The organism is Streptomyces sp. NBC_00582, from assembly GCF_036345155.1.
Taxonomy (GTDB): domain Bacteria; phylum Actinomycetota; class Actinomycetes; order Streptomycetales; family Streptomycetaceae; genus Streptomyces.
The window spans coordinates 3,701,656-3,721,082 of the sequence record NZ_CP107772.1; the positions used below are offsets into that span (position 1 = coordinate 3,701,656).

13 protein-coding genes are annotated in these 19,427 nt (G+C 72.0%); 2 read left to right on the forward strand and 11 right to left on the reverse strand.

What is annotated here, in order from left to right:
* Window positions 1-66: 66 nt before the first annotated feature.
* The 6 genes from serA to OG852_RS16150 all read right to left on the reverse strand — a co-directional run bounded on the left by serA (window position 67) and on the right by OG852_RS16150 (window position 10,044).
* A complete protein-coding gene (gene serA, locus OG852_RS16125) occupies window positions 67-1,656 on the reverse strand; it encodes a phosphoglycerate dehydrogenase (RefSeq protein WP_133915784.1) in 1,590 nt (529 codons plus the stop codon).
* Window positions 1,657-1,888: 232 nt separating this feature from the next.
* Window positions 1,889-2,887 (reverse strand): ketol-acid reductoisomerase, encoded by a 999-nt coding sequence (gene ilvC, locus OG852_RS16130; RefSeq protein WP_133915783.1) that lies wholly within the window; start codon window positions 2,885-2,887, stop codon window positions 1,889-1,891.
* Window positions 2,888-3,005: 118 nt separating this feature from the next.
* Entirely contained in the window at window positions 3,006-3,530 is a 525-nt protein-coding gene (gene ilvN, locus OG852_RS16135; protein WP_133915782.1) for an acetolactate synthase small subunit, read from the reverse strand.
* Between the two features lie 32 nt (window positions 3,531-3,562).
* Window positions 3,563-5,407 (reverse strand): acetolactate synthase large subunit, encoded by a 1,845-nt coding sequence (locus OG852_RS16140; RefSeq protein ID WP_208117281.1) that lies wholly within the window; start codon window positions 5,405-5,407, stop codon window positions 3,563-3,565.
* Window positions 5,408-5,650: 243 nt separating this feature from the next.
* A complete protein-coding gene (locus tag OG852_RS16145) occupies window positions 5,651-8,701 on the reverse strand; it encodes a putative bifunctional diguanylate cyclase/phosphodiesterase (RefSeq protein ID WP_166663665.1) in 3,051 nt (1,016 codons plus the stop codon).
* 368 nt (window positions 8,702-9,069) lie between these two features.
* The gene (locus tag OG852_RS16150) at window positions 9,070-10,044 is read right to left on the reverse strand and encodes a 2-hydroxyacid dehydrogenase (protein ID WP_133915778.1); all 975 of its coding nucleotides are present in this window, start codon (window positions 10,042-10,044) and stop codon (window positions 9,070-9,072) included.
* 75 nt (window positions 10,045-10,119) lie between these two features.
* Between OG852_RS16150 and OG852_RS16155 the strand changes: the two genes are divergently transcribed.
* Together OG852_RS16155 and OG852_RS16160 are read left to right on the forward strand one after the other, a co-directional pair.
* A complete protein-coding gene (locus OG852_RS16155; protein ID WP_133915777.1) occupies window positions 10,120-11,118 on the forward strand; it encodes an aldo/keto reductase in 999 nt (332 codons plus the stop codon).
* A 124-nt stretch (window positions 11,119-11,242) separates the two neighbouring features.
* The gene (locus tag OG852_RS16160; protein WP_330348313.1) at window positions 11,243-12,403 is read left to right on the forward strand and encodes a PQQ-dependent sugar dehydrogenase; all 1,161 of its coding nucleotides are present in this window, start codon (window positions 11,243-11,245) and stop codon (window positions 12,401-12,403) included.
* A gap of 6 nt (window positions 12,404-12,409) precedes the next feature.
* On the opposite strand, the gene OG852_RS16165 is transcribed toward OG852_RS16160, so the two are convergent.
* The 5 genes from OG852_RS16165 to OG852_RS16185 all read right to left on the reverse strand — a co-directional run bounded on the left by OG852_RS16165 (window position 12,410) and on the right by OG852_RS16185 (window position 19,308).
* Window positions 12,410-15,409 (reverse strand): helix-turn-helix transcriptional regulator, encoded by a 3,000-nt coding sequence (locus OG852_RS16165; RefSeq protein WP_330351451.1) that lies wholly within the window; start codon window positions 15,407-15,409, stop codon window positions 12,410-12,412.
* A 110-nt stretch (window positions 15,410-15,519) separates the two neighbouring features.
* Window positions 15,520-15,726, reverse strand: coding sequence for a hypothetical protein (locus tag OG852_RS16170; RefSeq protein ID WP_133915775.1), 207 nt, complete (start codon window positions 15,724-15,726; stop codon window positions 15,520-15,522).
* Between the two features lie 197 nt (window positions 15,727-15,923).
* Window positions 15,924-16,481 carry a hypothetical protein gene (locus tag OG852_RS16175; protein WP_133915774.1) on the reverse strand — a complete coding sequence of 186 codons (558 nt, stop codon included), beginning with the start codon at window positions 16,479-16,481 and terminating at the stop codon, window positions 15,924-15,926.
* A gap of 36 nt (window positions 16,482-16,517) precedes the next feature.
* On the reverse strand, window positions 16,518-17,093 hold the full coding sequence (locus OG852_RS16180; protein ID WP_133915773.1) for a GNAT family N-acetyltransferase: 576 nt from the start codon (window positions 17,091-17,093) through the stop codon (window positions 16,518-16,520).
* Window positions 17,071-19,308 (reverse strand): MMPL family transporter, encoded by a 2,238-nt coding sequence (locus OG852_RS16185; protein ID WP_330348314.1) that lies wholly within the window; start codon window positions 19,306-19,308, stop codon window positions 17,071-17,073. The genes OG852_RS16180 and OG852_RS16185 overlap by 23 nt, the downstream gene beginning before the upstream one ends.
* Between the last annotated feature and the right edge of the window lie 119 nt (window positions 19,309-19,427).

Genomic DNA, 19,427 nt, shown 5'->3' on the forward strand with positions numbered 1-19,427 from the left:
GACACAACGAACGCCGGACGGGCTGGTTCAGCCCGTCCGGCGTTCGTGTGTGAGGACTGCCGGCCGCTAGGCCAGGTTCACCGCACGGGCCGACGTCGCACCGATCTCCGTGGCGACCTCGTTCAGCACCCCGGAGGGCACCGTGTCGTCGACGGTGAGGACGGCGAGCGCCTCGCCGCCCGCCGCCGCACGGGCGACCTGCATCCCGGCGATGTTGATGCCCGCCTCGCCGAAGATCCGGCCGACGGTGCCGACGACACCGGGACGGTCCTCGTACTTGAGGACGACCATGTGGTCGGCGAGGGCGAGGTCGACGTCGTAGTCGCCGACCGCGACGATCTTCTGGAGGTGCTTCGGACCGGCCAGCGTGCCGGAGACCGACACCTCCTCGCCGTCGGAGAGCGTGCCGCGCACGGTCACGACGTTGCGGTGGTCGGCCGACTCGGAGCTGGTGGTCAGACGCACCTCGACCCCGCGCTCCTGGGCGAACAGGGGCGCGTTGACGTAGGAGACCGTCTCCTCGACGACGTCCTCGAAGACACCCTTGAGGGCGGACAGCTCCAGCACCTTCACGTCGTGCTGGGTGATCTCGCCGTAGACCTCGACGTCGAGGCGGACCGCGACCTCGCCGGCGAGCGCGGTGAAGATCCGGCCGAGGCGCTCGGCGAGCGGCAGGCCCGGCTTGACGTCCTCGGCGATGACACCGCCCTGGACGTTGACCGCGTCCGGCACGAGCTCACCGGCGAGGGCGAGGCGCACCGAGCGGGCGACGGCGATACCGGCCTTCTCCTGGGCCTCGTCGGTGGAGGCGCCGAGGTGCGGGGTGGAGACGACCTGGTCGAACTCGAACAGCGGGGAGTCCGTGCAGGGCTCCTTCGCGTACACGTCGAGACCGGCACCGGCGACCCGGCCCTCCTTGAGGGCGGAGTACAGCGCCTCCTCGTCGACGATCCCGCCGCGCGCGGCGTTGACGATCCGCACGGTCGGCTTGACCTTGCGCAGCGCCTCGTCGCCGATCAGACCGACCGTCTCGGGGGTCTTCGGCAGGTGCACGGTGATGAAGTCGGAGACCTCGAGCAGCTCGTCCAGCGACAGCACCTTGACGCCCATCTGGGCGGCGCGGGCGGGCTGGATGTAGGGGTCGTAGGCGACGACCTTCATCCCGAACGCGGACATGCGCTGGGCGACGAGCGCGCCGATCCGGCCGAGGCCGACCACGCCGAGGGTCTTCTCGGCCAGCTCCACGCCGGTGTACTTGCTGCGCTTCCACTCGCCGTTCTTCAGCGCGGCGTTGGCCTGCGGGATGTGGCGGGCGGTGGCGAGGAGGAGACCGCAGGCCAGCTCGGCGGCGGTCACGATGTTGGAGGTGGGGGCGTTGACGACCATCACGCCGGCCTTGGTGGCGGCGGAGACGTCGACGTTGTCCAGGCCGACGCCGGCTCGTGCGACGACCTTCAGCTTGTGCGCGGCGGCGATCGCCTCGGCGTCGACCTTGGTGGCCGAGCGGATCAGGATGGCGTCGACGTCGGCGATGGCGGGGAGCAGCTCGGCTCGGTCCGCTCCGTTGCAGTGCCGGATCTCGAAGTCCGGGCCAAGCGCGTCCACGGTCGCGGGCGACAGCTCTTCAGCGATGAGTACGACGGGTTTCGAGCTCACGTGAGTCCTCACAAGTCCAAAGCATGCGGACGGCCGTCCCGACGGCCGCAGGCGGAGGAGGGGCTTAGCCGCGTGAAGCGCACGACGCTGTGGGCCTGAACGCGTATATAGGCAGCAGTGTAGTGCTGCGACGGAGGTCGCCTCACGCCTCCGCGGAAGGATCACCCGTCCGGGTAGGGACGGGATGGCCAAGAGGGCCGGAGCGGTGTGCCCCGGCCCTCTGGCGTGAGGCTTACGCCTCCTCGTTCACCCAGCTCATCAGCTTGCGGAGCTGCTTGCCGGTGGTCTCCAGCAGGTGCTCGGAGTCGGCCGTCTTGTACTCGTTGTACTTCTTCAGACCGCCGTGGTACTCGTCCATCCAGTTCTGCGCGAAGGTGCCGTCCTGGATCTCGGCGAGGACCTGCTTCATCTCGGCCTTGGTGGCGTCGGTGATGATGCGCGGGCCGGTGACGTAGTCGCCCCACTCGGCGGTCTCGGAGACGGACCAGCGCATCTTCTCCAGGCCGCCCTCGTACATGAGGTCGACGATCAGCTTCAGCTCGTGCAGGCACTCGAAGTAGGCGATCTCCGGCTGGTAGCCGGCCTCGACCAGGGTCTCGAAGCCCGCCTTGACCAGGGCCGCGGTGCCACCGCAGAGGACGGCCTGCTCACCGAACAGGTCGGTCTCGGTCTCCTCGGTGAAGGTGGTCTTGATGACACCGGCGCGGGTGCCGCCGATGGCCTTGGCGTACGACAGGGCCAGCGCGAAGGCGTTGCCGGTCGCGTCCTGCTCGACGGCGGCGATCGCGGGGACGCCGCGGCCCTCCTCGTACTGGCGGCGGACCAGGTGGCCCGGGCCCTTCGGGGCGACCAGGGCGACGTCGACGCCGGCCGGGGCCTTGATGAAACCGAAGCGGACGTTGAAGCCGTGCGCGAAGAACAGCGCGTCGCCGTCGTTCAGGTTCGGGGCGATGGACTCCTCGTAGACCTGGGCCTGGATCGGGTCCGGGATGAGGATCATGATGACGTCGGCCTCGGCGGCGGCCTCGGCGGGGGTCACCACGCGCAGGCCCTGCTCCTCGGCCTTGGCCTTGGACTTGGAGCCCTCGTGCAGACCGACGCGGACGTCGACACCCGAGTCACGGAGCGACAGCGCGTGGGCGTGGCCCTGGCTGCCGTACCCGATGACCGCGACCTTGCGGCCCTGGATGATGGACAGGTCGGCGTCGGCGTCGTAGAACAGCTCGGCCACTTTGGGTTCTCTCCTTGAGTGCAGGTGTTGCGTCCCACCGTATGACGGCGGGCGGAAGGGAAGTCTCGGGGTCTCGGTATACGGGCGGCCGGGCTTCCCCGACCGCCCGGTTCCAGCCTTACGCGGATCGGTCGAGAGCGCGCAGCGAGCGGTCCGTGATCGAACGGGCGCCGCGGCCGATCGCGATCGTGCCGGACTGGACCAGCTCCTTGATGCCGTACGGTTCCAGCATCTTGAGCATGGCGGACAGCTTGTCGCTGCTTCCGGTGGCCTCGATGGTCACGGCCTCCGGGGAGACGTCCACGGTCTTGGCGCGGAAGAGCTGGACGATCTCGACGATCTGGGAGCGCGTCTCGTTGTCGGCGCGCACCTTCACCAGAACGAGTTCACGGTGGACGGCCTGTGACGGCTCCAGCTCGACGATCTTCAGCACCTCGACGAGCTTGTTGAGCTGCTTGGTGACCTGCTCCAGCGGCAGGGCCTCCACGCTCACCACGATGGTGATGCGGGAGATGTCGGGGTGCTCGGTGACACCGACGGCGAGCGAGTCGATGTTGAAGCCGCGGCGGGAGAACAGGGCGGCGATCCGGGCCAGGATGCCCGGCTTGTTCTCCACCAGGACGGAGAGCGTGTGCTTGGACATGTTCGTTGCGTCTCTCTCTGCGTCTTCGCGTCTCAGTCGTCTTCGTTGTCGCCGAAGTCGGGGCGGACGTCCCGGGCGGCCATGATCTCGTCGTTGGAGGTGCCGGCGGCGACCATCGGCCAGACCATCGCGTCCTCGTGGACGACGAAGTCGACGACGACCGGACGGTCGTTGACGGAGTTCGCCTCCTCGATCACCTTGTCGAGGTCGTCCGGCGACTCGCAGCGGATCGCGTAGCAGCCCATCGCCTCCGACAGCTTCACGAAGTCGGGGACCCGGGTGCCGCGCGCGTTCGGGTTGACGTCGTCCGGGCCGGAGTGCAGGACCGTGTTGGAGTAGCGCTGGTTGTAGAACAGGGTCTGCCACTGGCGGACCATCCCGAGGGCGCCGTTGTTGATGATGGCGACCTTGATCGGGATGTTGTTCAGGGCGCAGGTGGTGAGCTCCTGGTTGGTCATCTGGAAGCAGCCGTCGCCGTCGATCGCCCAGACGGTCTTCGCCGGCGCGCCGGCCTTGGCGCCCATCGCGGCCGGGACCGCGTAGCCCATCGTTCCGGCGCCGCCGGAGTTCAGCCAGGTGGCGGGCTTGTCGTACTGGATGAAGTGGGCGGCCCACATCTGGTGCTGGCCGACGCCCGCCGCGAAGATCGTGCCCTCGGGGGCGAGCCGGCCGATGCGCTCGATGACCTGCTGCGGGGAGAGCGAGCCGTCGGCGGGCTGGTCGTAGCCGAGCGGGTAGGTCTCGCGCCAGCGGTCGAGGTCCTTCCACCAGGCGGTGTAGTCGCCGGGCTGGCCCTCGCTGTGCTCCTTCTGGACCGCCTGGATCAGATCGGCGATGACCTCGCGGGCGTCGCCCACGATCGGCACGTCGGCGGCGCGGTTCTTGCCGATCTCGGCCGGGTCGATGTCCGCGTGGACGATCTTGGCGTACGGCGCGAAGCTGTCGAGCTTCCCGGTGACGCGGTCGTCGAAGCGGGCGCCGAGGGCCACGATCAGGTCGGCCTTCTGCAGACCGGTGACGGCGGCCACGGAGCCGTGCATACCGGGCATGCCCAGGTGCTGCGGGTGGCTGTCGGGGAACGCGCCCAGCGCCATCAGCGTGGTGGTGACGGGCGCGCCGGTCAGCTCGGCGAGGACCTTCAGCTCGGCGGTGGCGCCGGCCTTGATCACACCGCCGCCGACGTAGAGGATCGGCCGCTTGGCGGCGGTGATCAGCTTGGCGGCCTCACGGATCTGCTTGGCGTGCGGCTTGGTCACGGGGCGGTAGCCGGGCAGGTCCATGGTGGGCGGCCAGGAGAAGGTGGTCTTCGCCTGGAGGGCGTCCTTGGCGATGTCGACCAGGACGGGCCCGGGGCGGCCGGTGGACGCGATGTGGAAGGCCTGCGCGATCACCCGCGGGATGTCCTCGGCCTTGGTCACCAGGAAGTTGTGCTTGGTGATCGGCATGGTGATGCCGACGATGTCCGCCTCCTGGAAGGCGTCCGTGCCGATCGCCTTCGACGCGACCTGCCCGGTGATCGCCACGAGCGGCACCGAGTCCATGTGCGCGTCGGCGATCGGCGTGACCAGGTTGGTCGCGCCGGGGCCGGAGGTGGCCATGCAGACGCCGACCTTGCCGGTGGCCTGCGCGTAGCCGGTGGCGGCGTGGCCGGCGCCCTGCTCGTGGCGGACCAGGACGTGGCGGACCCGGGTGGAGTCCATCATCGGGTCGTAGGCGGGAAGGATCGCACCGCCGGGAATGCCGAATACCGTCTCGGCGCCGACCTCCTCGAGGGAGCGGATGAGGGACTGCGCGCCCGTGACGTGCTCGACGGTTGCGGAGTGTCCTCCGGATCGGGGCCGGGGCTGCGGATGAGCCCCGGTGGCCTGCTCGGTCATCGGCATTCTCTTCTCGATGCTGAGGGTTTTACTGCGGGTTTTCTGCGGGTTCTACTGCGGGTTCACTGCGTTTTGTGCAACAAAAAACCCCTCGTGCCGGAAGGCAAGCGAGGGGAGCGCGCCGGGTGTGGGTCGCTGGGAGTCCGGGTCTTCCGGGCGTCACCAGCTTCAGCCGACGCGCTTTCCAAGTACGAGAATTCGGGTGCGCATGGCATTGACCCTCCCCCTGGCGCGCACCGACTGTCAAGTGGGTGGGACAGGAGTCTCAGTATGTGAGCGCAGTCCACTTCCACTCCCCAGGACGGCGGTGACACCACTGGTGTACACCCCCGGGGCGCCGCCCGCGAACGCGGGTTCCACGGGACCGTGGGGCACGGAGTAGCGGCCGGTGGCGAGCGACCGGCGCAGCCGGTACTCGTCGAGCGGCCCGGAGAACGCCATGCCCTGGCCGTGTGTGCAGCCCATCGCGCGCAGGGCCACCACCTGTTCGGGCAGGTCCACCCCCTCGGCCACGGACTGGAGCCCGAGGTCGCAGGCGATCCGCAGCAGCCCACTGGTGATCTTGTGCAGCCGCGCGGACTCGACGACCCCCTCGACCAGTGAACGGTCGAGCTTGAGGATGTCGACGGGGAGCCGGCGCAGCGCGGTGAGGGCGCCGTAGCCGCCGCCGAAGCCGTCGAGGGCGATCCGGACGCCGAGTCGGCGCAACGCGCCCAGACGGCGCTCCAGTTCGTCCAGGGACACCTTCGGGTCCAGGTCGGCCAGTTCGATCACCAGGGATCCGGAGGGCAGTCCGTGCCGGGTGAGCAGGGCCTCCACGGAGCCCAGCGGCATCGACCGGTCCAGCAGCCGTCGGGCGCCCATGCGCACGGCGACCGGGACGGTGAGTCCGCTCGCGGTCCGGTCGGCGGCCTGTTCGACGGCCTCCTCGAGGATCCAGCGGCCGAGTTCGGCGGTCCGGTCGCTGTCCTCCGCGACCCGCAGGAACTCGGCGGGCGTGAAGAGCACTCCCTGGGAGGAGCGCCAGCGCGCCAGTGCGGCGACCGACGAGATCCGGCCGTCGTCGAGGCGTACCACGGGCTGGTGCAGCAGGGCGAACTCGCCGTCGTGCAGGGCGGCCCGCAGCCGCGTGGCGAGTTCCGCCTTGCGGACGACGTCCTGCTGCATCTGCGGTTTGTACAGCTCGACCCGGCCCTTGCCGCCCGCCTTGGCGCGGTACATCGCGAGGTCGGCGTTGCGCAGGATCTCTCCCGCGCCGAGGCCGGGTTCGGCGAAGGCGACGCCGATGGACGCGGCGACCCTGACGTCGTTGCCATCGATCAGATAGGGCTGCGAGAGGGTCACCCTGAGGCGGTCGGCGAGCTCCAGGATGTGCCGCTCCCGTGCGGCCCGGTCGCGGGTGGTGTCGCCGACGATCAGGGCGGCGAACTCGTCGCCGCCCAGCCGGGACGCGGTGTCGCCCTTGCGGACGGCGTCCTGGAGCCGGCGGGCGGCCTGGACGAGGAGTTCGTCCCCGGCCTGGTGCCCGATGGTGTCGTTGACCGCCTTGAAGCCGTCGAGGTCGATGAAGAGGACGGCGGTGTTGCGCAGGGCGATGCCCCGGTCGGAGCTGCGGCGGCCGGACAGGGCCTGCTGGACGCGCCGGGTGAACAGGGCGCGGTTGGGCAGGTCGGTGAGCGGGTCGTGCTCGGCGTTGTGCTGGAGCTGTGCCTGGAGGCGGACCCGTTCGGTGACGTCCCGGCTGTTGAAGATCAGGCCGCCGTGGTGGCGGTTGACGGTGGACTCCACGTTGAGCCAGCCGCCGTCGCCGTCGCCGGAGCGGAAGCGGCACTCGATGCGGGTGGTGGGCTCGTCCTGGGGGCTGGCGGCGAGGAAGCGGCGCACCTCGTGCACCACGCAGCCCAGGTCCTCGGGGTGGATGAGATCGGCCAGCTCGGTGCCCACCAGGGCCTCGGCGGACCGTCCGTAGACCCCGGCGGCGGCCGGGGAGACGTACCGCAGGATGCCGCTGGGGGCGGCGATCATGATGACGTCGCTGGAGCCCTGCACCAGGGAGCGGAAGTGGTTCTCCTTCTGCGCCAGTTCCTGGGTGAGGGTGATGTTGTCGAGGAGCATGATCCCCTGGCGCACCACGAGGGCGAGCACGACCGCGCCGCCGGTCAGCAGCACCACGCGGTCCACGCTGCGGCCGTTGAGGACGTTGTAGAGGATTCCCAGGGTGCAGACGGCGGCGGCGAGGTACGGGGTGAGGGCGGCCAGGGAGCCGGTGATGGGCCGGTTGGCCGGGTACCGGCCCTGTTCGCCGCCCTGCGGGGGTGACGGCGCGGGTGGGTGCGCGCCCGCGGAGGGGTGCGGGGCCGCGTGCGGGTGTCCGCCGGGGCGGTGCCCCGGTACGTGCTCGTGCACCACGCGTGTGTGTCCCTCGTCGGCGGATCCGTGCTGCCGGGAGGCGGCCCAGGGGGCGTACGCCAGGAGCAGGGAGCCCGCGAACCAGCCGGCGTCGAGGAGCTGGCCCGAGTGGTAGTTGTTGTGCATGAGCGGTGAGGTGAACAGGGCGTCGCACATCACGGTCAGTGCGAGCGCGCCGACGGCGGTGTTGACCGCCGTGCGGTTGACGTAGGACCTTCTGAAGTGCAGGACGAGCACCATGCTGACCAGGGCGATGTCGAGCAGCGGGTACGCCAGCGACAGTGCCGCGTGCGCCACGCTCGGTCCGTCGAACTTCGCGGCCTGGGCGAGGGCGAGGCTCCAGGAGAGCGTGAGCAGCGAGCCGGCGATCAGCCAGGCGTCCAGCATCAGGCAGACCCAGCCGGCCTTGGTCACGGGCCGGGCGGCCAGGACGAGCAGCCCCACGATCGCGGGCGGCGCGAAGCACAGGAAGAACAGGTCGGCGTAGCTGGGGCTGGGCACGGGACGCCCGAGGACGACCTCGTACCATCCCCAGACCAGATTGCCGAGGGCGGCCATCGCCGAGGACAGCGCGAAGAGCAGCCAGGCGGGTCGAAAGCGGACGCGGCGGGTGCGCGCGTAGAGGAAGCAGGAGACGGCGGCGGCGCCCGCCGCGGCGGTCAGTCCGAAGTCGCCCATGATCAGGGCGAGTTCGTCGGAGCCCCAGCCGAGCGCGGAACCGACGGCGTATCCCGCGCAGACGAGGGCCAGGACCAGTTGGTGGACCAGCTTCCGGCCGGGCCCGAGCGACGGCCGGCCGATCGGCGTCCTCCTCGCCGGGGACCGGTCGCGTGGTGCCGGGTCGGCCCCGTCGAGGAGGGTCGTGGAGGTCGTCGGGGTACTCACGGGGTCCCCCAGTCCCACGGCGCCGGGTCCCTCGGGTCCCGGTGCGCTTGTTTCCTGCGGCCGCTGTGCCTGCGGTGGTGCTGGCCGGGGTGAGTGTCGTGACCGCGTCTGCGCGCGGCCGTGCGCCAGGGTCGTCGCCGGCGGCTCCGCCGCGTCGGATCGTTCGTCCATAGGCCGTGCATCGCCCGTCGCCCCCCTCACAAGTCTGAAATGTCCGTCCCAGGCGCCGAAAGGTCGCGGCGCAGCCCCTGTCGGGACGATACACCAGTCTCGTCACTCAGGGACATAGGTTCTCTACGCTCCGTGACGATCATCGGCATATGCGTACGGACCGCGCCCGGGGGACTGCGGAGGGTGCCCGAACCGGACTACACGGCTGCCGCACCCGTCGTCAGGATCACGTGACGCAAAGGCTCCTGGTTCACGAAGCGGCCCAACTGGTCCACCAGGAGCCGTTTGGCGCGCGGCAGGAAGGCCGAGGTGGGGCCGCCGACGTGGGGGCTGATCAGGACGCCGGGCGCGCGCCACAACGGGTGGGCGGGGGGCAGGGGTTCGGGATCGGTGACGTCGAGGGCGGCGAGGAGACGGCCGGTCTCCAGTTCGGCGAGCAGGGCCTTGGTGTCGACGACCGGGCCGCGGGCGACGTTGACCAGCAGCGCGCCGTCCTTCATCCGGGCCAGGAACTCGGTGTCGACCAGGCCGCGGGTGGTCTCGGTGAGGGGGGTGGACAGGATGACGACGTCGGCGTCGGGCAGCAGGGCGGGCAGTTCGGTGAAGGGGTGCACTGGACCGCGCGCCGTCGTGCGCTGGGAGCGCGCGACGCGCGCCACTCGCGCCACCTCGAACGGAACGAGCCGGTCCTCGATGGCCGCGCCGATGGCGCCGTACCCGACCACGAGCACGTTCTTGTCGGCGAGCGCCGGGTGGAAACCGCCCTCCCAGTGCCCCCGGTCCTGGGCGCGCACGAACTGCGGGATCCCCCGCAGCGCGGCGAGCGTCAGCGTGAGCGCCAGCTCCGCGGTGCTCGCCTCGTGCACCCCGCGCGCGTTGCACAGCCGTACACCGGACGGCAGGTCGGCCAGCCGTGCGGTGATGTCGTCCACCCCGGCGGTGAGCGTCTGCACGACCCGCACCCGCCGCATCTCCGCCAGCGGTGCCACCCGCACCCGCTGCGCCTTCATGTACGGCACGACGTACACCACGCAGTCGCCGGGGTCCCCGGGATACGGCTGATCGCCGTCCTCTCCCCCGTCCCAGAAGAGGTACTCGAACCCTTCGGGGAGCCCGTCGATCTCCTCCGGGGGGATGGGCAGCCATACGTCACGGGGCGCTTCGATGCTCATGCCAGGAGGCTAATTGAGGTACGCGCGTGTGCAGAGGTTAGGTTGGGGGGTCGTACGAGGGAGGGTCGCGGGTAGGTGGAGCGCAGGACGATCGGCGCGGGGGCGCTCTCGGTGGGGGCCGTCGGACTCGGGTGCATGCCGATGAGCTGGGGGTACAGCGGGTCGCGGCGGCGGGGCGAGGAGTCGGTGAGGGCGGTGCACCGGGCGCTGGACCTGGGCTCGACGCTGCTGGACACGGCCGACATGTACGGCCCGTTCACCAACGAGCTGCTGCTGGGACGGGTGTTGAGGGAGCGGCGCGGGGACGCGTTCGTGTCGACGAAGGTCGGCCTGCTGGTCGGCGAGCAGCACATCGTGGCCAACGGCCGCCCCTCGTACGTGAGACGGGCCTGCGACGCGTCGCTGCGTCGGCTGCAGACGGATGTCATCGACCTGTACCAGCTCCACCGCGCCGACCCCGAGGTCCCCGTCGAGGAGACCTGGGGTGCGATGGCGGAGCTCGTCGGGGCGGGCAAGGTACGGGCGTTGGGGCTGTGCGCGGTGGGCGCGCGGGGCGGCCGGCGTCAGGGTGGACGGCTGCACGACACGACGATCGGGCAGTTGCGGCGGTTGCAGCAGGTGTTCCCGGTGAGCGCGGTGGAGGCGGAGCTGTCGGTGTGGTCGCCGGAGGCCCTGGACGCCCTGCTGCCGTGGTGCGAGGAGCGCGGGGTGGGCTTCCTGGCGGCGATGCCGCTGGGGAATGGTTTCCTCACCGGCACGCTGACCCCGGGCGAGGGGTTCGAACCGGACGACATGCGGGCCCGGCACCCCCGCTTCACCGCCGAGATGATGGCCGCGAACCAGCCCGTCGTCGCCGGTCTGCGCCGGGTGGCCGCGCGGCACGGGGACGGGGTGACGGCGGCGCAGGTGGCGCTGGCGTGGGTGCTGGCGCAGGGACGGCACGTGGTGCCGGTGCCGGGGGCGAAACAGGAGCGGTGGGTGGCGGAGAACGCCGGGGCGGCCGTGCTGCGGCTCACCGCCCGGGACCTGGACGAGGTGGCGGAGCTGCCCGCCGCCCAGGGATCGTGGGAGTGAGCGCCGTCGCGCCGGAGTGCCGCTTTCGGGTGGGACGGGCGGGGATCGGGAACCCGGGGCGCCGCTCCCGCGTAGGGACAGGTGGAAGCTGCCGCAGGACCGCCGGGGCGAAGGGAGCGGGATCGTGCGACGTCGAGTGGTGACGGCCGGGCTGGCCGCGGGTGCGCTGCTGTGGGCGGCCGGCTGCTCCTCGGGCGACGGAGGGTCGTCCGGGGCCGGCCCGAGCGCGGCCCCGAGCCGTACGACGGTCCAGGGCTCGTCCTCCCCGAGCGCCGAGGAGACCCCGCCCGCGAAGGGCACGGTCAAGGTGGTGCGCACGGTCGCCGAGGGCCTGAACTCCCCCTGGGGCCTGGCCCCGCTCCCCGAGGGCGGACTGCTGGTCGCCTCGCGCGACGAGGGCACGATCACCCACGTGGACGAGTCGAGCGGCAGGAAGACCGAGGTCGGCGAGGTCCCCGGGGTCTCCGCGGCCGGCGAGGGCGGACTGCTCGGCCTCGCCCTCTCCCCCGACTACGCCTCGGACCACATGGTCTACGCGTACGTCACGTCGGTCTCGGACAACCGGATCGTCCGTATGATCTACGACCCGAAGCGGCCCGCCGGTGATCAGCTGGGCGCCCCGGACACGGTCTTCAAGGGCATCCCCAAGGGCATGATCCACAACGGCGGCCGGATCGCCTTCGGCCCCGACGGGATGCTGTACGCCGGCACGGGCGAGAGCGGCGAACGGGGGCTGGCCCAGGACAAGAAATCCCTGGGCGGCAAGATCCTGCGGCTGACCCCGGAGGGCGAGCCGGCTCCCGGGAACCCGTTCCCCGACTCCCCGGTCTACTCCTACGGCCACCGGAACGTGCAGGGGCTGGCCTGGGACTCCAAGCAGCGGCTGTTCGCCTCGGAGTTCGGCCAGGACACCTGGGACGAGCTGAACGCGATCGAGCCGGGCGGCGACTACGGCTGGCCGGCGGCCGAGGGCGAGTCGGACAACGGCACGTACGTGAACCCGCTGGCCCAGTGGCACACCGACGACGCCTCCCCCAGCGGCATCGCCTACGCGCAGGGCTCGATCTGGATGGCCGGCCTCAAGGGACAGCGCCTGTGGCGCATACCCCTCAAGGGCACCGAGGCCTCGGCGGACCCCCAGGCCTTCCTCCAGGGCGACCTCGGCCGGCTGCGCACCGTGGTCGCGGCGGGCGGCGACAAGCTCTGGGTCACCACCAGCAACACGGACGGGCGGGGCACCCCGAAGGAGGGCGACGACCGGATCCTGGAGCTGGAGGTGAGCTGAGCGGCGTCACGCGAGCGCCCGTTTCCCCGCCGCCGTCTCCGGCCGTGGCGCGAACACGCCCAGGCGGTGGGCCAGGGCCGCCGCCTCTCCCCGGCCCGAGACGCCGAGCTTGGCGAGGATGTTGGAGACGTGGACGCTGGCCGTCTTCGGCGAGATGAAGAGCTCCACGGCGATCTGGCGGTTGGTGAGGCCGGCGCAGACCAGGCGCAGCACATCGCGTTCCCGGGTGGTCAGGCCCAGGGCGTCGGCGGGGTCGGCGGAGCTCCGCGGGACGAGCGGGAGACGGGCTCGCCGGGCGAGGGCGGTGACCGCGTCGACCAGCGGGCGGGCCCCGAGATGCGCGGCGACGGCATGGGCGAGGCGCAGAAGCTCCGCCACGCGGTCGCGGTCCTCGTCGCCCGCCGCGAGCAGGGCCTCGGCGAGGCGGTGCCGGGTGCGGGCGAGATCGTAGGGGCGTTCCAACCGCTCGAAGGCGGTGACCACCTCGCACCAGTCGTCCGGGGCGGTGCGTCCCTCCGCGCGCCGCAGTTCGGCGCGGAGCCAGCGTTCGTGCGCCTGCCAGACGGGGGCGAGGGTCGGAAGGGACCTGGCGGTCTCGCGGATGGTGGCCGGGAGACCCTCGCCGCCCTCGGCGGCGGTGATCAGCAGGGGCCAGGCGTAGCGCTGGGCGCCGAGCGGCAGGCCCGCTTCCAGGGCTCGTTCGAGGTGGGCGCGGGCGTCGGCGGGGCGGCCCTCGGCGAGGGCCAGGGCGACGGCGATCCGGGTGAGCGGGAGGTGGTGCTGGGCCGCGCGTTCATGGGCGCCGAAGAAGCCCTGGGCGGCGGTCAGTTGGCGTTCGGACTCGGCGTAGTCGCCGCGGGCGAGGGAGAGTTCGGCGCGGCGGGTGGCGTGGATGCCCTGGGCCGCGACACCCTGGCCGACCCGGTCGGCGACGGCGGCGGAGGCGGCCTCGGACTCGTCCCAGCGGCCCAGGGAGTACAGGGACTCGGCGAGGTTGCCGCAGACCCAGGCCTTGGTGTCGGTCAGTCCGTGCCGCTCGGCGTAGTCGACGCCCTCGTGGAGGATCGTCACGGCCTCCCGGGAGCGGCCGACGGCCTCCAGTTCGGAGGGGAGGTTGATGTAGACGCTGAGCGCGACGGACGTGATGTCCTCGGCCAGGGCCCGCTCCTTCACCTCGTACATCTCCGCCAGTCCGGCCTCGATGTCCCCGCTGTCGACCATGAGGGTGCCGAGGACCTGGCGGGCGTCGAGTTCGGTCTCGCGGGCGCCGACCATCCGGGCGTACTCGACCGCGCGCCGTGCGTCGTCGTAGGCCTCGGGGCCGGGCGAGTGGATCATCGACCAGTTGGCGACGCGGGTGAGGACCTGGGCGTGCACCTCGCTGGGCGGCAGGCCGCGCACGAGGTCCTGGGCGCGGGCCAGTTCCTCGCGGCCGCTGCCCCGGCCCAGGGAACGCACCAGGCGGGAGCGCTGGACCCAGAACCAGGCGGAGCGCTGGGGGTCGTTCTCGTCGGCGAGGAGCCGCAGCGCCCGCTTGGTGATCTTCAGGGCGCGTTCGCGTTCCCCGCAGAAGCGGCCGGCGACGGCGGCCTCGGCCATGAGGTCGAGGTAGCGCAGCGGGGTGGTGGCGGGGTCGCAGCCGCAGGGAGGGTAGGCCTCGGTGTAGTCGACGGGGCGCAGCTGTGACCGTACGTCCTCGGGGGCCGTCTCCCACAGGTCCATCGCCCGTTCCAGGAGCCGCAGTTGCTCGCTGTAGGCGCTCCGGGAGCGGGCCGCGACGGAGGCGTCCAGGACGGCGGGCAGGGCCTTGGCGGGTTCGTGGGCGTGGTACCAGTAGCTGGCCAGGCGCATGACGCGCTCGTCGGCGGGGACGAGCGTCGGGTGGGCTTCGAGGGCCTCGGCGTAGCGGCGGTTGAGGCGGGAGCGTTCGCCGGGGAGCAGGTCGTCGCCGACGGCCTCGCGGACCAGGGAGTGGCGGAAGCGATAGCCGTCGCCGTCGGGGGTGGCGAGCAGGAGATTGGCGTCGACGGCGGCCCGCAGCGCCGCGATCAGCTCGTCCTCGGAGAGCCGGGCGACGGCCTCCAGCAGCCGGTACTCGACGGTGGAGCCGCCCTCGGCGACGATCCGGGCGACGAGCTGGGCGGCCTCGGGCAGCGCCTCGACCCGGACCAGGAGCAGATCGCGCAGGGAGTCGGTGAGGCCGGTGCAGCAGCCCTCGTGGGCGGCGACGGCGAGTTCCTCGACGAAGAAGGCGTTGCCGTCGGAGCGTTCGAAGATGTCGTCGACCTGGGCGGGGTCGGGTTCACAGGCGAGGATGCCGGCGATCTGACGGCCGGTCTCCTCGCGGGTGAGGCGGCCGAGTTCGAGGCGCTTGAGGGTGCGCAGCCGGTCGAGTTCGGCGAGCAGGGGGCGCAGCGGGTGGCGGCGGTGGATGTCGTCGGCGCGATAGGTGGCGAGGACGACGAGGCGGCCGGTGCGCAGGGTGCGCAGCAGGTAGGAGAGCAGATGGCGGGTGGAGGCGTCGGCCCAGTGCAGGTCCTCCAGGGCGAGGACGACCGTGCGGTCGGCGGCGACGCGTTCCAGGAGGCGGGCGGTGAGCTCGAAGAGGCGGGCCATGCCCTCCTCGTCGTGGCGGCCGGGGCGGGTCTCGCCCATCTCGGGAAGCAGCCGGGCCAGTTCCGTCTCCTGGCCGGCGGCCGCGGCGGCGAGCTCGTCGGGCAGGGCGCGGCGCAGGGCGCGCAGGGCGGTGGAGAAGGGGGCGAACGGCAGGCCGTCGGCGCCGATCTCGACACAGCCGCCGAGGGCGACGACGGCACCCCGGCGGGCGGCCTCGGCCGTGTACTCCTCGACGAGCCGGGTCTTGCCGACCCCGGCCTCACCGGCGATCAGGAAGGCCTGTGGCTCTCCCGCGGCGGCGCGGGAGAGCGCGTCGTCGAGGATGCCGAGCTCGTCGCGGCGGCCGACGAAGACGGGACTGACGGACCGGGTTTCCACGGGGGCGAGCATCGCACGCGAGGACGACACCGGCCCACTCGTTATCGGTGCGGGCCCGCTCGTGACCGGTGCCGGAGGGCGGCCGACCCCCGTGCGGCCGCCCTCCGCCGCGGCCTCGGCGGTCATGCCGGGCGGGCGAGCCGTGGGCCGCGGGGCGGGGCGCTATGGGACTCGCCCTCGCCGGTCCCTCCGTTCCGTCCGGCGGCGCGCTCGGCGGCCTCGCGGCGGGCGGCGCGGCGGCTGCGGACGGCCTCGCGGGCCAGCCGCTCGTGCGCGGCGCGGCGCAGCAGCTCGGCGGCGCGGGCCTGCTGGATCTCGTACTCGTACATGGCGGGTCCCCTTGGGAAGGCGGTCTTTCGCGGCGCCTGCCGCGATGTCTCCACCCTCGTGGGTGAGGGGGGTGCGCCACATCGGGAGAGTTCCGCATCTTCGGCGGTGCGCGGGGGCCTTAGACGCGAGAGAGGGACCTCAGGGCCGCCGTAAGGTGCTTACGGCGGGCCTGAGGCCCCTCGTGACGTGCGCGGACTCAGCTCGCGGAGGGCAGGCCGAGCAGGGCGTCGGTGTACTTGAGGACGGCCAGCAGCAGGCCGATCACCCCGAGCACCACGCCGGCCCAGGAGACGGACTTGATCCAGGGGGCCTGCGGGCCGGGGTTGCCGAAGGCGGGACGGGCCAGCACGACGACACCGGTGACCAGGGCGAGCAGCGCGAACACGCCGGCCCACAGGGCGGTGGCCTGCCAGGCGTCGCCGTAGACCGCCTGGATCTGCTCGGCGACGCCCGCGGTCGACGAGGTCTGCAGCTGGCCGACGAGGGTCTGGCGGGCGCCCGCGATCGTGCCGATCCAGCTCCCGCTGAGCGACACGAGGCCGAGCACGGCGGAGACGACGGCGCCCGCGCCCTGGCCGACGCCGGTGGCGCCCTGCGTCCCGGCGCCGTCCTCGGCGCCGGCCTCGTCCCCGGCCTCGAGGAGGTCCTCGGCCTCGCCCGTCTCGTCGGTGGTGGTCACGTCGTCGGACGCGTCGGTCTTGGTGAGGTCCGCCGTCTGCTCGTCGGCGGCCTCGTCAACAGTCTTGGTTCCCATAACCTCGCACCGTACGGACGCTCTCTGAGAGGTCCCTTAATGATCGTTGTGAGCGGCACGCGCGTGTGCGGCGCGCCACTCCCGGGCCAGCACGGACCAGACTTCGAGGTCGTGCCGCACCCCACGATAGGGGTAGGCCTCACGGCGGACGCCGTCGCGGGTGAACCCGAGCCGCCGGGCGACGTTGAGGCTGTTGGTGTTGCCCGCCGAGGCGACCCACTCCACGCGCTGGATCCCGCGCCGTTCCACGGCGAAGTCGATCAGCACCCGCATGGCCCGGGTGACCAGGCCGCGGCCGGTGCCGGCGGGTTCCAGCCAGCAGCCGACCTCGCAGTTCCCGCTCTCGGCGTCGAAGTTCAGGAACAGCACCCCGCCGACGAGCCTGCCCTCCAGCCAGAGTCCGTGCAGGGAGCCGGTGTCGGCGGCGCGCAGGTCGGCGTACCGCTGGAGCACCTCGCGGGCGCCGGCGGCGTCGGTGGCCTGGGCGCCGAAGGGGATGTACTCGTTGATGTACGCGCGGCCCCGGTCGAGGTGGGCCAGGAACTCCTCGGCGTGCCAGGGTTCCAGCGGCCGCAGTTCGGCTCCGTCGTCACCCAGCGATATCGCGTACATCCGGCTGCGGCTCCTTCTCCAGGTCCTCTGCGCCCTCCACGACCGTGTCGAGCCTCTCATGGGCGGCGCGGCACTCGGGCGGTTCGATGCTGATCCGCGGCAGGCGCCGGTCGAGCCAGCGGGGCAGCCACCAGTTGGCGCCGCCGAGCAGATGCATCAGCGCGGGCACCAGCAGGGTGCGCAGGACGAAGGCGTCGAGGGCGACGGCGGCGGCGAGCGCGATGCCGAACATGGCGATCACCCGGTCGCCGCTGAGGACGAAGGCGAGGAACACCGAGATCATGATGACCGCGGCGGAGTTGATCACGCGGCTGGTCTCGGCGAGGCCGACGCGGACGGCCCGCCGGTTGTCGCCGGTCTCCAGCCACTCCTCGTACATCCGGCTCACCAGGAACACCTGGTAGTCCATGGAGAGCCCGAAGAGGACGGAGACCATGATGACGGGGAGGAAGGGCTCGATCGGTCCGGCCCGGCCGAGGCCGAGCAGTTCGCTCCCCCAGCCCCACTGGAAGATCGCGACGACGACCCCGAAGGCGGCGGCGACGGCGGCCACGTTCATCGCGGCGGCCTTGAGCGGGATGCCGACGGACCGGAAGGCGAGCAGGAGCAGCAGACAGCCGAGCCCGATGACGACGCCGACGAAGAGCGGCAGCTTGCCGACGATGACCCCGGCGAAGTCGTCGTAGCCCGCCGTGACGCCGCCCACCTGGAGGTCGAGGGCGGTGCCGGCCTCGGCCCGGGGCAGCACCTCCTCGCGCAGCCGGTCGACGAGCTCGCTGGTGCTCCTGGACTGCGGGGCGGACTCCGGTACGACGGTGAGATACGCGAGGTGTCCGCCGGAGTCGAAGGTGACCGGGGTCACCGAGGCGACGCCCTCGGTGGCGCGCAGGGTGGTGTCGAGGTTGTCGAGGGCGAGCCTGTCCTCGGCGCCGTCGACGCGGGTCACCAGGGTCAGCGGGCCGTTGACTCCGGCGCCGAAGCCGTCGGCGAGAAGGTCGTAGGCCTGGCGGGTGGTGGAGGTCTTCGGGTCGTTGCCCTGGTCGGAGGTGCCGAGGCGCAGGGAGAGGGTCGGCAGGGCGAGGACGGCGATGACGAGGAGGGCGAGCGCGCCGAGCAGCTTGGGGTGGCGCTCGACGAACGCGGACCAGCGGGCGGCGAACCCGGTGGGCACCTCCGGCTCGGGTCCGTGTTCTGCGAGGCGCCGGCGTTCGCGGCGGCTGAGGGCGCGGGGGCCGATCCACGCGAGCAGGGCGGGCAGCAGGGTCACCGAGGCGGCGACGGTGAGGACGACGGTCAGGGAGGCCGCTATCGCGACGCCGTTGAGGAAGTTCAGGCGCAGGATCAGCATGCCGAGCAGGGCTATGCAGACCGTGGCGCCCGCGAAGACGACCGCGCGGCCGGTCGTCGCCACGGCGTCGGTGGCGGCCACGGTGGGTGTGAGGCCCCTTTTGAGGCCGCGCCGGTGGCGGGTCACGATGAACAGCGCGTAGTCGATGCCGACGCCGAGCCCGACGAGCATGCCGAGCATGGGGGCGAAGTCGGCGACCGTCATGGCGTGCCCGAGGAGCTGGATGCCGGCGTAGGCGGTGCCGACGCCGACCAGGGCGGTGGCGATGGGCAGCAACGAGGCGGCGAGCGAGCCGAAGGCGAGGAACAGCACGACGGCGGCGACGGCCACGCCGACGATCTCGGCGAGATGGCCGCCGGTGGACTCGGTGAGGGCGATGGCGCTGCCGCCCAGTTCGACCTGGAGTCCGTCGCTCTCGGCGGCCTTGGCGGTCTTGACGACGGCCCGCGCCTCGGAGGTGTCGATGTCCTCGGCGCGGTCGGCGAAGGTGACGGTGGCGTACGCCGTGTGCCCGTCCTCGCTGATCTGCGCGGCGCCCTGGTCGCCGTAGGGGCCGGCGACGGAGGCCACCCCGGGCAGGTCGGCGATCTTCTCCAGCGCCCGGGTCATGGTCTGTTCGACGGCGGCGGCGCGGACGGTGCCGGAGGTGGTGTGCCAGACGACGGTGTCGCCGTCGCCGCCGAGGGTCGGGAACCCCTCGGCGAGCAGCCGGGTGGCGCGGCCGGACTCGGTGCCGGGGACCTCGTAGTCGTTGGAGTAGGCGGAGCCGGTGGCGAGGGCGGCGGTGGCCGTGCCGACGAGAGCGAGAAGCCAGAGCACCACCACGACGAGGCGGTTGCGGACACACCAACGTGCGAGGGCTGCCACTGACGTGCTCCCGGGGTGAATTGTGGATCTTTGACCGGGAAACAGCCCGCAAAGAACGTATGAGCGATGCGAGGCTACTCTTGCAGGCGATGAAGATCCTTTGACGCGTTCGTGCGTCT

Excerpts from the sequence above, each read along its gene's own strand:
- ilvN (WP_133915782.1), bottom strand. The coding sequence starts at position 3,530 with ATGTCCAAGCACACGCTCTCCGTCCTGGTGGAGAACAAGCCGGGCATC.
- OG852_RS16140 (WP_208117281.1), bottom strand. The coding sequence starts at position 5,407 with ATGACCGAGCAGGCCACCGGGGCTCATCCGCAGCCCCGGCCCCGATCC.
- OG852_RS16150 (WP_133915778.1), bottom strand. The coding sequence starts at position 10,044 with ATGAGCATCGAAGCGCCCCGTGACGTATGGCTGCCCATCCCCCCGGAG.
- OG852_RS16165 (WP_330351451.1), bottom strand. The coding sequence starts at position 15,409 with ATGCTCGCCCCCGTGGAAACCCGGTCCGTCAGTCCCGTCTTCGTCGGC.
- OG852_RS16170 (WP_133915775.1), bottom strand. The coding sequence starts at position 15,726 with ATGTACGAGTACGAGATCCAGCAGGCCCGCGCCGCCGAGCTGCTGCGC.
- OG852_RS16175 (WP_133915774.1), bottom strand. The coding sequence starts at position 16,481 with ATGGGAACCAAGACTGTTGACGAGGCCGCCGACGAGCAGACGGCGGAC.
- OG852_RS16180 (WP_133915773.1), bottom strand. The coding sequence starts at position 17,093 with ATGTACGCGATATCGCTGGGTGACGACGGAGCCGAACTGCGGCCGCTG.